The organism is Xanthomonas hortorum (genome assembly GCF_040279205.1).
Lineage (GTDB): Bacteria > Pseudomonadota > Gammaproteobacteria > Xanthomonadales > Xanthomonadaceae > Xanthomonas > Xanthomonas hortorum_F.
In genome coordinates this window covers 1-12,450 of the sequence record NZ_JBEOLS010000091.1, presented here as the reverse complement: position 1 = coordinate 12,450, position 12,450 = coordinate 1, and the positions used below count along the sequence as shown (strand labels likewise).

Below are 12,450 nucleotides of genomic sequence, written 5' to 3'. Positions count from 1 at the left end.
CCCCCCCCCCCCCCCCCCCCCCCCCCCCCCCCCCCCCCCCCCCCCCCCCCCCCCCCCCCCCCCCCCCCCCCCCCCCCCCCCCCCCCCCCCCCCCCCCCCCCAAGGCTCTGGTGGCGCTACGGCGGAAGCTCGCTTTGTATTGGCTCAGGACAGCTTGTTGGCTCAGGACAGCAGCAATCCGCCGGTGGCACCGAATACTTCGCCCGTCACATAGCTGGATTCCTGCGAGGCCAGGATCACATACAGCGGCGCCATCTCCACCGGCTGGCCAGCACGCTTGAGCGGGGTTTCCGAGCCGAACTCGGGAATCTTCTCCGGCGGTTGGCCACCGCTGGGCTGCAGCGGGGTCCACACCGGTCCGGGTGCGACCGCATTGACGCGGATGCCCTTTTCGGCGACCTGCTGGGCCAGGCCCTTGGTGAAGTTGACGATGGCGGCCTTGGTGGAGGCGTAGTCGATCAGGGTTGCCGAGGGCTGGTAGGACTGGATCGAGCCGGTGTTGATGATGGATGCGCCCGGCGGCAAATGCGGAATGGCTGCCTTGCATAGCCAGAACATCGCATACACGTTGGTCTTGTAGGTGGCGTCGAACTGCTCGGTGGTGATGTCGGCAATGTCTTTCACCGCGGTCTGCTTGCCGGCGATGTTGACCAGCAGATCCAGTCCGCCAAGTTCCTTGACCGCGCGTGCGACCAGTTCATTGCAGAACGCTTCGTCCTTGAGATCGCCGGGGATGCTGATGGCGGTGCGGCCTTCGGCCTGGATCAATTTGACGACTTCCGCCGCGTCCTGTTCCTCTTCCGGCAGGTAATTCAGCACGATGTCGGCGCCTTCGCGTGCATAGGCAATCGCGGTGGCGCGGCCGATGCCCGAATCGGCGCCGGTGATCAGCGCCTTGCGGCCCTTCAGGCGGCCGAAGCCCCGGTAGCTCTGCTCGCCGTGGTCGGCCTTGGGTTGCAATGCATGGATGGTGCCTGGCGCTTCCTGGGTTTGCTCGGGGAATTTAGGCTGCGGAAACTGGGTGAGCGGGTTCTGCATTTCGTACTGGTTCTTGGTGCTGGACATGCACTGGCTCCTGCATTGGGGGATGGCAGGGCCGCAGCGTGCTGCGGCCCGATGCAGAGCAGTCTGGAAACCACCGCGATGCGTGCGGGTGAAAGAATGTTGTGCATGATGTGAACGCGTCACGCAGATCGCATGCGAGCAGGGCTGCAGCGCCGTGCATGCACGTCACGACCGGAGAACAGCAATGCACTGTGTGGGGATCGATGGCGCCGGCAGCGGTTGGTTGGCGGTGTGGGAGGCAGACGATGGGCTGCAATTTGCCTGTTACCCGACAGTTGGCGCCTTGGCGAGCGCACTGCGCCACATCGATGTGCTCGGCGTGGATATTCCGATCGGCTTGAGCGAGCACGCGCCCCGCGCTGCGGATGTGCAGGCGCGGCGCTTTGTGGGTGGCAGACGCGCATGCAGCATCTTTGCCGCGCCGCTGCGCGGGATATTGCATGCAAGCACGCAGGTGGAAGCCTCTGCGTTGCATCGGGTGCTGGACCACGACGGGCAGCGTGGCTTTGGCGTGCAGTCGTTTGCGCTGCTGTCGAAGATTCGCGACTGGGACAGCGCCTTGCGCGCCGATCCGGTATGGGCGGAGCGCGTATTCGAGGTGCACCCGGAAGTGTCGTTCGCCGTGCTCGCTGGCGGGCAGGGCCTGACGGCGGGAAAGAAGAGCAGTGCGGGCCACCAACAGCGAGCCGCCTTGCTGGGCCGGTACTACGGCGCAAGGCAAGTCGCCGCATTGCTGGAGCGCGTGCCGCGTGCGCTGGCCAAGCCGGACGATGTGCTGGATGCCTTGGTGGCCTGCTGGAGTGCGCAACGCATTGCCGCAGGCACCGCCGGCAGTTTGCCGGCGGTGGTGGAGCGGGATGCCTGCGGGTTGCGCATGGGCATCCACTACTGACTCAGTGTGTCTGGGTGGACATCGAATACGGCCGCTGTGCGGGGTCGGTGGCCCATTGCGTGTTCGGCGTGGCCTGCATGCGGAAGCGCAGCTCCCCGCCGGCCTGAATTTCTTCATGCGTGAGGTAGGCGCGGGTCAGCGGCTGGCCGTTGAGGGTGGCGCTGCCGATGTAGCTGCGCGCCTTGCTCAGGCCATCGGCGATCACGCTGAAGCGCTTGCCATTGGGCAGCTTGAGCGTGGCACGCGGCAGGAACGGGCGGCCGAGGATGTACTGGTTGCTGCCCGGTGCCACCGGATAAAAGCCCAGCGTGGTGAACACATACCAGGCCGACATCTGGCCAAGGTCGTCGTTGCCGGCCAGCCCTTCGGGGCCGGCGTGGTACTGCGTGTCCATGATCTGGGTCAGCCGCGCCTGGGTGCGCCACGGTTGGCCGGCATAGGCGTACAGATAGGCGACATGGTGACTGGGTTCGTTGCCGTGCGCGTACCAGCCGATCAGGCCGGTGATGTCTTCCATATGCTCGAATACCTTGGGGTCGACTTTTGCATTGAACACCGCATCCAGACGTGCCAGCAGTTTGTCGTCGCCGCCATGCGCGGCGGCAAGCCCGGCGACGTCCTGCGGCACATACCAGGAGTATTGCCAGGCATTGCCTTCGGTGTAGTCGCTGCCATAGCCGCTGGCGGATGGATCGAACGGCTCGCGGAAATTTCCAGCACGCGTGCGTGCACGCATGTAGCCGGTAGCGGGATCGAAGGCGTGTTTCCAGTTGCTGGCGCGCTTGCTGAATTCTGCGGCGATGGCTGGCTTGCCGAGCTTGTCGGCCATGCGCGCGATGGTCCAGTCGTCGAAGGCATATTCCAGCGTCTTGGAGGCGGCTTCGCCTTCTTCGTCGATGGGCACATAACCGAGTTCGCGGTATTGCGCGATGCCGTCGTAGGGGCCGTAGTTGGCGCTGGCGACCATGGCCTCCAGCGCTTCGTTGGCATCGAAGCCGCCGATGCCTTTCATGTAGGCGTCGGCAATCACCGGCACCGCGTGGTAGCCGATCATGCACCAGGTTTCCAGGCCGTGGAACGCCCAGACGGGGAGGATGCCGTAAGCGCTTTCGCGGCGCGATGCGAGCAGTGAATTGACCACATCACTAGTGCGTTGCGGCGGCTGCACCAGGGTGAGCAGCGGATGCAGGGCGCGGTAGGTGTCCCACAGCGAGAAAGTGGAGTAGTTGGTCCAGCCTTTGGCCTGATGCACGGCATTGTCCGGCCCGCGGTACTGGCCATCGCTGTCCATGAACAGGGTGGGGCCGAGCAGGGTGTGATACAGCGCGGTGTAGAGCTGGGTGCGTTGTTGCGGCGTGCCTTGCGCATCGATCGCCGACAGCGCCTGTGTCCACTGCGCGCGCGCATCGGCACGCACGCGGTCGAAATCGAAATCGGGTACTTCGGCCTGCAGATTGGCGATGGCGCCGTCTTCGCTCACCGGCGACAGCGCCACGGTGACCACTAGCGGCGTGCCGTCGTTGGCGACATCGAACACGCCGACCAGTTGCCTGCCTTCGATCTGTGCGCGCTGTGCGGGGTTCTTCTCGCCTGGCGGCGGGAATCCCTTGTACGGGATGTCCTGCTCGGTGTCGTGCAGTTGGGTAGCGGTGAGTGGGCGCGAAAAACGCATGGCGAAATACAACTGCCGGCCCGGCGCCCAGCCGCGCGTTTCGCGAAAGCCGGTGACGGTGCCGTCGCTGCGCACGCGCAGCCGCGACCACTGCACCTTGCCCGGGTAGTCGTACAGGCTGGTGCGCAGGTCCACCAGCACATGCGCCGGCGTGCCCTTGGGGAAGGTGTAGCGATGCACACCCACGCGCGCACTGGCGGTGAGTTCGGCGCGGATGTTGCGGTCTTTCAAGGTCACCGCGTAATAGCCGGGTTGCGCCTGCTCGCTGGCATGGTCGAACTGCGCGGTGTAGCCGCTGCCGGGTGTGGCGATATCGCCGCGTTCGAGTTTGACCTCGCCGGTTTGCGGCATCAGCAGCACATCGCCCAGGTCCGAATGCCCGGAGCCGGAAAAGTGCGTATGCGAAAAACCGACAATCGTGCTGTCGCTGTGCCGGTAACCGGCGGCCCAGCCGTAGGCTTCCTTGCGTGGCTTGATCTGCGTATCCGGGCTCAACTGCACCATGCCGAATGGCGCCGTTGCGCCGGGATAGGTGTGGCCTTCGCCACCGGTGCCGATAAACGGGTCCACCGCCTGGAAGCCAGCGTCTGCAACGCGTGGCGCAGCGATGCCGGCAGACGTGGCGAGGGCGGCAAACAGCGCCAGCCAGCGCAGAGGAGACAAGGCGATCGACCGATGCTGCATGCGGAAGGTTCCAAGCGGATGCAGCGCCGGACCGTAGCACAGCTGTCGGGCCTGATCGCGTGGCATCGTGCGCCTGCATCGTTGAGCTCGCTGGTTTGTACGCAACGCGTTTGCCGAATAAAAACTCAAAGCAGTGCTGCTGAAATCGCGCAGACCGCCCGCATATCACGCAGATGGATCTGTTCGACGCTCCTTCCATGCCCTTGCAGGTGCTGCACGATGCCGAGGGCGGCGTGCGCTATTGGCCGCAGCTGCTGACGCCTTCGCTGGCGCAGGAATGCTTCGCCGCATTGCGTGAGGCAACCGACTGGCGCAGCCAACACCACGAGATGTACGACCGCATCGTCGCGGTGCCGCGCATGCTTGCCTCGTATCGGCTGGATGCACCGCTGCCGCCCGGGTTGCCATTGCACGCGCTGCTCGCGGCAGTGCAGGCCGTGCTGCCCGCGCCGTACAACGCAGTGGGCCTGAATCTGTATCGCGATGGCCGCGACAGCGTGGCAATGCATCACGACAAACTACAGACGCTGCTGGCGCCGCACCCGATTGCCTTGATCTCGTTGGGTGCGCCGCGCCGGATGCAGTTGCGGGTAAAGGACGGCAGCACGCGTGCGATCGGTGTGGACCTGGCGTCCGGGAGCCTGCTGGCAATGAGCCATGCCTCGCAAGTCACCCACGAACACGGCATTCCCAAGACGGCCCGTGCGGTCGGCGAGCGCATCAGTGTGGTGTTGCGTGTGCGCCCGGCCGAGCGCATGGCTGCCGGGCAGCACGGCCCACATTGGGAGCCGGCGCAGACATAGTGCGCACGGTTGCGGTTGATTGCTGCGTTGAGTTCGGTAGCGCGCCACTGGCCCGGTTCCTGCGCAAACGCTGCACATGTCCTTGCACAGCAGCAGCTTTGTTCGCGTGCGCGTGTGCCGCGTGTCATCGCCGGTCTTGCGCATTCGGGTGATTGCCATCGCCCTCACGGCTGGCCATGCTTGCATGCAGTCCCCCTCAGCGTCGCCATTCCATGTCCCTGGCCGATACCCGCCACCATCAGATGTTTCCCGAGCTGGACTCGGGCCAATTGGCGATCACGCGGCGTTTTGCCAGCGGGCCGGCGCAGCGTTTCGATGCGGGCGAGACCGTGTTCCAGGTCGGAGATGCGCATGCGCCGGTGTGGGTGGTGCTGCAAGGCGCCATCGAGGTGGTGCGCCGCGATGGGTTGGGCAACGAAAAGCCCATCACCTTGCATACGCCCGGCCAGTTCACCGGTGAGGTGAGCCAGCTGGCCGGGCGCGCATCGTTGGCCGGCGGACGTGCCGGGCCGGAAGGTTGCCTGGCATTGCCCTTCGACACCGCACATTTGCGCGCCTTATTGATCAGCTCGGCGGAAGTGGGCGAGGTGGTGATGCGCGCGTTGATCCTGCGCCGCGTGGGTTTGATCGAAGGCGATGCCTCGGGGTCGGTGTTGATCGGCGAGCCGGACGACCCGCATCTGACCCGTTTGCAGGGCTTTTTGACCCGCAATGGCTACCCCAACACGGTGATGGATGTCTCCGATGAGGAAGGCCGCGCGTTGGTCGAGCGGTTGGGCATCCAGGAGCACGATTTGCCGGTGATGGTGTGCCCCAGCGGGCGCGTGTTGCGCCAGCCCAGCGATACCGAAGCCGCGCATTGCCTGGGCATGACGCCGGAGATCGACCCGGACAAACGCTACGACGTGGCGATTGTCGGTGCCGGGCCGGCCGGCCTGGCCACCGCGGTGTATGCCGCCTCCGAAGGCCTGTCGGTGATGGTGCTGGACCAGCGCGCCATCGGCGGCCAGGCCGGTGCATCGGCACGCATCGAAAATTATCTGGGTTTTCCAACCGGGATTTCTGGCCAGGCCCTGGCCGGGCGCGCCTATAACCAGGCGCTGAAATTCGGTGCCGAACTGGCGATCCCGATCGAGGCCGGCACGCTGGAATGCGGGCGCGAAGACGGTGCGCTGAAGCTGGATCTTGCCGATGGCAAGCAGCTGCTGGCCAGCACCGTGGTGATCGCCTCGGGTGCGCGTTACCGGCGTCCGGAGATCGAAGGGCTGGACCGTTTCGAAGGCCACGGGGTGTCGTACTGGGCCTCGCCGGTGGAAGCGCGGCTGTGCGAGGGCGGGGTGGTGGCGCTGGTGGGCGGTGGCAATTCGGCCGGCCAGGCGGTGGCGTTTCTGGCACCGCGGGTGAAGCAACTGCACCTGATCATTCGTGGCGAAGGCCTGGAATCGTCGATGTCGCAATACCTGATCGACCGCATCGCTGCGTTGCCGAATGTGCAACTGCATACCGGCACCGAAGTGTCCGCACTGGAAGGCGACCCGGAGCGCGGTCTGCAGGCGGCGGTGTTGCGCACGCGCGCGGATGGGCAGACCACGCATGTGGAGCTGCGGCATCTGTTTCTGTTTGTCGGCGCCGACCCCAACACCGGTTGGTTGCAGCAGTGCGTGGAGACCGATGCGCGTGGATTCGTCATCACCGGCACCACGCGCGGGGATGGTGTGCCGGCGTGCCTGCCACTGGAAACCAATCGCCCGGGCGTGTTCGCCATCGGCGACGTGCGCGCCGGCTCGGTCAAGCGCGTGGCGGCCGCAGTGGGCGAGGGCGCTGCAGTAGTGGCGCAGATTCACCAGTACCTTGCGCACCAGGCCAACCCGGTGCCCGAGTCCGAACTTGCCACTGCCACCCAGGAGTCCGCCACATCATGAGTGATCACTGCACGCATACCGGTCAGATTGCCGAGGTCACGCCGAGCGCGCGTGGCTGCGAAGACTGCCTGGCCATCGACAGCACCTGGGTGCATCTGCGCCTGTGCCGCAGTTGCGGTCATGTGGGCTGCTGCGATGATTCGCCGCACAAACATGCCACGGCGCATTACCACGCCACACACCACCCCATCATCGAAGGCTACGACCCGCCCGAAGGGTGGGGCTGGTGCTATGTGGACGAGGTGGAAGTGGCGTTGCCGGATCAGACGCCGCAGCTGGGGCCGATTCCGCGGTATGTGTGATTGGCGGCGCGGGGTGTTGATCGGAGGCGTTGATGAGGGCTTGGCCGCCGCCGGGATTCGGGAATCGGGATTGGGGAATCGCAACGGCGGATTCCGTGCGTTTAATTTCTTCCCTGCTGGGGCGTTGTGCGTTGGTGATTGCTAGTAGCACCCGCTGATGGGGTGTGCTGGTTCGCTTGCTTCACTCGCACACACGTGAATCACTCCGTCCAGTGCACCTGCGGCAGTACGCCAATCTGCGGGCGGGCGAACAGATAGCCTTGTTGCAGGTGGATACCCATATCGCGCAGGGCGCGGTATTCGTCGGGGTGTTCGATGCCTTCGGCAATCACCGCGATGCCGAGTTCTTCGCACATGCGGGTGGTGTGGCGCACGATCGCCTGGCGGCTGCGGTCGGCGTCGATGCCGCGCACCAGCGCAATATCCAGCTTGAGCAGGTCGGGCTGGAAGTCGGCGAGCAGGCCGAGCCCGGAATAACCGGCGCCGAAGTCGTCGATGGCGGTCTTCAGGCCGCGCGCTTGATAGGTGCGCATGATGTCGAGCAGATGCGCCGGCTCGGCCAGGTGCTCCTGCTCGCTGACTTCGAAAATGATGGCATCCAGCGGCCAGCCGTATTGCTCGGTGGCCGAGAGTGTGGCGCGCAGGCAGTGCTCGGGGTTGTAGACCGCATTGGGCATGAAGTTGATCGACAACAAGGCCGGCAGCGCGATCTGCGCGGCGCATTCGATCGCCTTGATGCGGCAGGCCTGATCGAAGGCGTAGCGGTTGCGCTCATCCACTGCGGCCAGGATGCTGCCGGCCGATTCGCCGTTGACGCCGCGCACCAGCGCTTCGCCGGCGTAGACCGTGCGGGTGGATACATCGACGATGGGCTGGAACGCCATGGTGATGGCGGTGGGGAAGTCCTGGCCATCGCGGCAGGCATTGCAAACGGGAAGGGGCGGCATGGCTGAGCAATCGTGCGGCGTGGGGAAACTCTAGCCTTATCGACCGCAACAGCGTGTCATTGAGCCTGCACACATCATCGCGGCGTCCTCACCCTGCGTCTGGGCGCGCTCGGCGATAATGCGCCATCGCTCGCATCGGACGCCCCATGACCGCTCTCACCGAACGTTACGCCCTAGCTGTGGATTACGCGCGCATCGCCCATGCCGGGCAGCTGCGCAAGGGCACGCAAATTCCGTATCTGAGCCATTTGCTGGGCGTGTCCACGCTGGTGCTGGAATGCGGCGGCGATGAGGAGCAGGCCATTGCCGGGCTGTTGCACGATGTGGTGGAAGACTGCGGCGGCGGCCATGAGGCCTCGATCCGCGCGCAGTTCGGCGATACCGTGGCCGACATCGTGATGGCGTGTACCGACGCCACTGCCGAAGACAAGGCCGAAGTGGACAACACCGAGCGTGCACGCAAACGCGATTGGCGCGAGCGCAAGCAGGCCTACCTGGAGCATCTGCGCAAGACCCCGGAGCGCGCGCTGCTGGTGTCCGGCTGCGACAAGCTCTATAACGCGCGCACCATCGTGCAGGACCTGGAAAACCCGGACGTGGGCCAGGACATCTTCAACGTGTTCACCGCCGGGCGCGAGGGCACGCTGTGGTACTACGGTGAGCTGGAAGCCATCTTCCGCACGCGCGATGCCGCCACTGCGCGGTTGTTCAGTGGCGTGGTGGCGCGCATGCAGGCATTGGCCGATACCGGCGAGCAGCCGGTGCCGGCGCATGCGTTGGGGTGATCGTGCTGAAGAGCAGCTAGCAACAGGACTGCGCTTCTGTGGCTTGGCTGCAGGGCCCTTACCCGCCCACCATCGCGGGACACGCCGCAAGTACGTCCATGTAGGCTCTTACGCGGCATCCATGCCGCGTAAGGTCCCGCGACGGTGAGCGGGCAAGGGCCAGTCGGGATGGTCGGTGTGCAGGGTTGCAAGCAATGCATGGTGTGCTTGTGACTCGCTAGCTCACCTGCAGTTCTGCGACCCTCATCAGCAAGCCGCGATTCGCGAGACCACCAGCTTTTTACTCAACTACCGACCAACTTCCTGGTGCGGTGTCCTCGCCGATTGCGGGACCGTGTGGCGGCATGGATGCCGCCACCGAGCCTACATGGACGTACTTGCGGCGTGTCCCGCGAGCGGTGAGGGCACCGCGCCTTCGACTAACCAGGCTTTTGATCCAAGCATCTGACTGCATCTAAACGACGCTACGATGCGACGACGACATCGGCTGCATGCGCGCCGCGCTAGGCTAGTGCGTTGTCGAACGACGGTCTGGTGGTCATGTCCAACGCAATCTCGTCGTCCTCTGGCCTGGTGCGTGTGCGCGGTGCGCGCGAGCACAACCTCAAGAACGTGGACGTGGATATCCCGCGCGATGCGCTGGTGGTGTTCACCGGAGTGTCCGGCTCGGGCAAGTCGTCGCTGGCGTTCGGCACCATTTTTGCCGAGGCGCAACGTCGCTATCTGGATTCGATTTCGCCGTATGCGCGGCGCCTGATCGACCAGGTCGGCGTGCCGGAAGTGGATTCCATCGAAGGCCTGCCGCCGGCAGTGGCCTTGCAGCAGGCGCGCGGCGCACCGAGTGCGCGCTCGTCGGTGGGCAGCGTCACCACCATCTCCAATTCCTTGCGCATGCTGTATTCGCGTGCAGGCAACTATCCGCCGGGGCAGGAGATCATCTATGCGGACGGGTTTTCGCCCAATACCCCCGCCGGTGCATGCCCCACCTGTCACGGCCTGGCGCGCATCTACGACGCCACCGAAGCGACCATGGTGCTGGATCGCACACTGAGCATCCGCGATCGCGCAGTGGCCGCCTGGCCCGGTGCCTGGCACGGGCAAAACCAGCGCGACATCCTCACCACGCTGGGCCACGACGTCGACGTGCCGTGGCACACGCTGCCGAAGAAAACCCGCGACTGGATTCTCCACACCGACGAGCAACCGGTGGTGCCGGTGTATGCCGGCTACAGCCTGGACGAGGTCAAGCGCGCGCTGCGCCGCAAGGAAGAACCCAGTTACATGGGCACCTTCACCAGTGCGCGGCGCTATGTGCTGCACACCTTTGCCACCACCCAAAGCGCGCAGATGAAAAAGCGCGTGGCGCAGTATCTGATCAGTACGCAGTGCCCGCAGTGCGATGGCAAGCGGCTACGGCGCGAGGCGTTGTCGGTGACCTTTGCCGGGCTGGATATCGGCGAGTTGTCGCGCAGGCCACTGGATGACGTGGCCGAGTTGTTACGCCCGGCTGCCGAGGGCGATGCTGGCAAGCGCAAGCGCAATAACACGCGTACGCAGGCCGACACGCATCCCGAGCAAGCGATCGCCGCGCAACGCATCGCTGCAGATCTACGCGCGCGGATCGAGGTAGTGCAGGCACTGGGCCTGGGCTATCTCAGCCTGGAGCGCAGCACGCCCACGCTGTCGCCGGGCGAGCTGCAACGCCTGCGGCTCGCCACGCAGATACGCTCGCAATTGTTCGGCGTGGTGTATGTGATGGACGAACCCTCGGCCGGCCTGCATCCGGCCGATGCGCAGGCATTGCTGGGCGCGCTGGATCAGCTCAAGGCTGCCGGCAATTCGGTGTTCGTGGTGGAACACGAGGTGGATGTGATCCGCCATGCGGACTGGATCGTGGATGTGGGCCCGGCTGCCGGCGTGCATGGCGGGCAGGTGCTCTACAGCGGCCCGCCTGCGGGATTGGAACAGGTGGACGCCTCGTCCACGCGGCGCTATCTGTTCGGCACGCCGCCGCAGGTGCACAGCCATGCACGCGCAGCCACCGGGTGGCTGCAGCTGCGCGGCATCACCCGCAACAATGTGCGCGCACTGGATGTGGACTTGCCGCTGGGCGTGTTCACCACCGTCACCGGTGTGTCCGGCTCGGGCAAGTCGTCGTTGGTGAGCCAGGCGCTGGTGGAATTGCTGGCCGCCCATCTTGGGCAAACGCAGGCAGAGGAAGACGAAGCGCTCGATCCGCTGGAGCGTGGCACGCAGGTGCCGCTGGGTGGCGCGATCGTCGGTGGGCTCGATCAGGTACGTCGGCTGGTGCGCGTGGATCAGAAGCCGATCGGCCGAACACCGCGTTCGAATCTCGCCACTTACACAGGTTTATTCGATCCGGTACGCAAGCTATTCGCCGCCACGCCGGCCGCGCGTCGCCGCCGTTACGACCCGGGGCAGTTTTCGTTCAATGTCGCCAAGGGCCGCTGCGCCACCTGCGAAGGCGAAGGCTCGGTGCACGTGGAATTGCTGTTCATGCCCAGCGTCTACGCACCATGCCCCACCTGCCATGGCGCGCGCTACAACGCCAAGACCCTGGAGATCGAACTGCGTGGCCACAGCATCGCGCAGGTGTTGGAAATGACGGTGGACCAAGCCGCCACATTCTTTGCCGAAGACACCAGCGTGCTGCGTCCGTTGCAGGTGTTGCGCGAAGTAGGGCTGGGCTATCTGCGTCTCGGCCAGCCGGCCACCGAACTCTCCGGTGGCGAGGCGCAGCGCATCAAGCTGGCCACCGAACTGCAACGCGCGCAGCGGCGCGACACCGTCTATGTGCTGGACGAGCCGACCACTGGCCTGCATCCGGCCGACGTGGATACCTTGATGCGTCAGCTGCAAGGCCTGGTGGCGGCGGGCAATACGGTGATCGTGGTCGAACACGATATGCGCGTGGCCGCCAGCAGCGACTGGGTGCTGGACATGGGGCCGGGCGCCGGTGGTGCGGGCGGCAATGTTGTGGTGGCGGGTACACCTGATGTGGTTGCACGGCATCGTGAAAGTCGGACCGCGCCGTTCCTGGCGCAAGTGTTGCGCGGAGAATAAAAAGATCTAACAAACCCCCTCGAATGCTATAGGAATGGCGGCAACGTGTCGGCCATACGCGCCTCCGTCGACCACTGGAGTGATCTCTGGAATGGGCCGCGAAATAGCTCGGATCGAAGGAGCCGATCAGACCGCACCGCATCGCACGGCTCCACGGTATGCACTGCTCGCAACCCTGCACACCGACCATCTCCACTGGCCCTTGCCCGCCCACCGTCGCGGGACCTTACGCGGCATGGATGCCGCGTAAGAGCCTACACGGACGTACTTGCGGCGTGTCCCGCGATGGTGGGC

9 protein-coding genes are annotated in these 12,450 nt (G+C 65.3%); 6 read left to right on the top strand and 3 right to left on the bottom strand.

The genetic code is table 11. The features are described from left to right. Positions 1-162: 162 nt before the first annotated feature. Positions 163-1,065, bottom strand: a complete 903-nt coding sequence (locus ABS769_RS21465) for an SDR family oxidoreductase (protein WP_317063154.1) — start codon at positions 1,063-1,065, stop codon at positions 163-165. Between the two features lie 184 nt (positions 1,066-1,249). On the opposite strand from ABS769_RS21465, the gene ABS769_RS21460 reads away from it, so the two are divergent. Further along, positions 1,250-1,957: a DUF429 domain-containing protein gene (locus ABS769_RS21460; protein WP_317063155.1), complete on the top strand. Its 708-nt coding sequence runs from the start codon at positions 1,250-1,252 to the stop codon at positions 1,955-1,957. Between the two features lies 1 nt (position 1,958). On the opposite strand, the gene ABS769_RS21455 is transcribed toward ABS769_RS21460, so the two are convergent. After that, a complete protein-coding gene (locus ABS769_RS21455) occupies positions 1,959-4,313 on the bottom strand; it encodes a GH92 family glycosyl hydrolase (RefSeq protein ID WP_317063156.1) in 2,355 nt (784 codons plus the stop codon). A 173-nt stretch (positions 4,314-4,486) separates the two neighbouring features. Here ABS769_RS21455 and ABS769_RS21450 point away from each other — a divergent pair, with 173 nt between their 5' ends. From ABS769_RS21450 to ABS769_RS21440, 3 genes are all read left to right on the top strand, one after another. After that, on the top strand, positions 4,487-5,116 hold the full coding sequence (locus ABS769_RS21450; protein WP_317063157.1) for an alpha-ketoglutarate-dependent dioxygenase AlkB: 630 nt from the start codon (positions 4,487-4,489) through the stop codon (positions 5,114-5,116). Between the two features lie 212 nt (positions 5,117-5,328). Further along, complete coding sequence (locus ABS769_RS21445; protein ID WP_350498280.1) at positions 5,329-7,038, top strand: FAD-dependent oxidoreductase; 1,710 nt, start codon at positions 5,329-5,331, stop codon at positions 7,036-7,038. Further along, positions 7,035-7,340: a UBP-type zinc finger domain-containing protein gene (locus ABS769_RS21440; RefSeq protein ID WP_074056899.1), complete on the top strand. Its 306-nt coding sequence runs from the start codon at positions 7,035-7,037 to the stop codon at positions 7,338-7,340. The genes ABS769_RS21445 and ABS769_RS21440 overlap by 4 nt, the downstream gene beginning before the upstream one ends. 200 nt (positions 7,341-7,540) lie before the next feature. Here ABS769_RS21440 and ABS769_RS21435 read toward each other — a convergent pair whose 3' ends face one another. Further along, positions 7,541-8,287 carry an EAL domain-containing protein gene (locus tag ABS769_RS21435; protein ID WP_317063159.1) on the bottom strand — a complete coding sequence of 249 codons (747 nt, stop codon included), beginning with the start codon at positions 8,285-8,287 and terminating at the stop codon, positions 7,541-7,543. Positions 8,288-8,433: 146 nt separating this feature from the next. Between ABS769_RS21435 and ABS769_RS21430 the strand changes: the two genes are divergently transcribed. Continuing rightward, the gene (locus ABS769_RS21430) at positions 8,434-9,072 is read left to right on the top strand and encodes an HD domain-containing protein (protein WP_317063160.1); all 639 of its coding nucleotides are present in this window, start codon (positions 8,434-8,436) and stop codon (positions 9,070-9,072) included. Between the two features lie 540 nt (positions 9,073-9,612). Further along, positions 9,613-12,156, top strand: coding sequence for an excinuclease ABC subunit UvrA (locus ABS769_RS21425; RefSeq protein WP_317063161.1), 2,544 nt, complete (start codon positions 9,613-9,615; stop codon positions 12,154-12,156). The last annotated feature ends 294 nt before the right edge of the window (positions 12,157-12,450 follow it).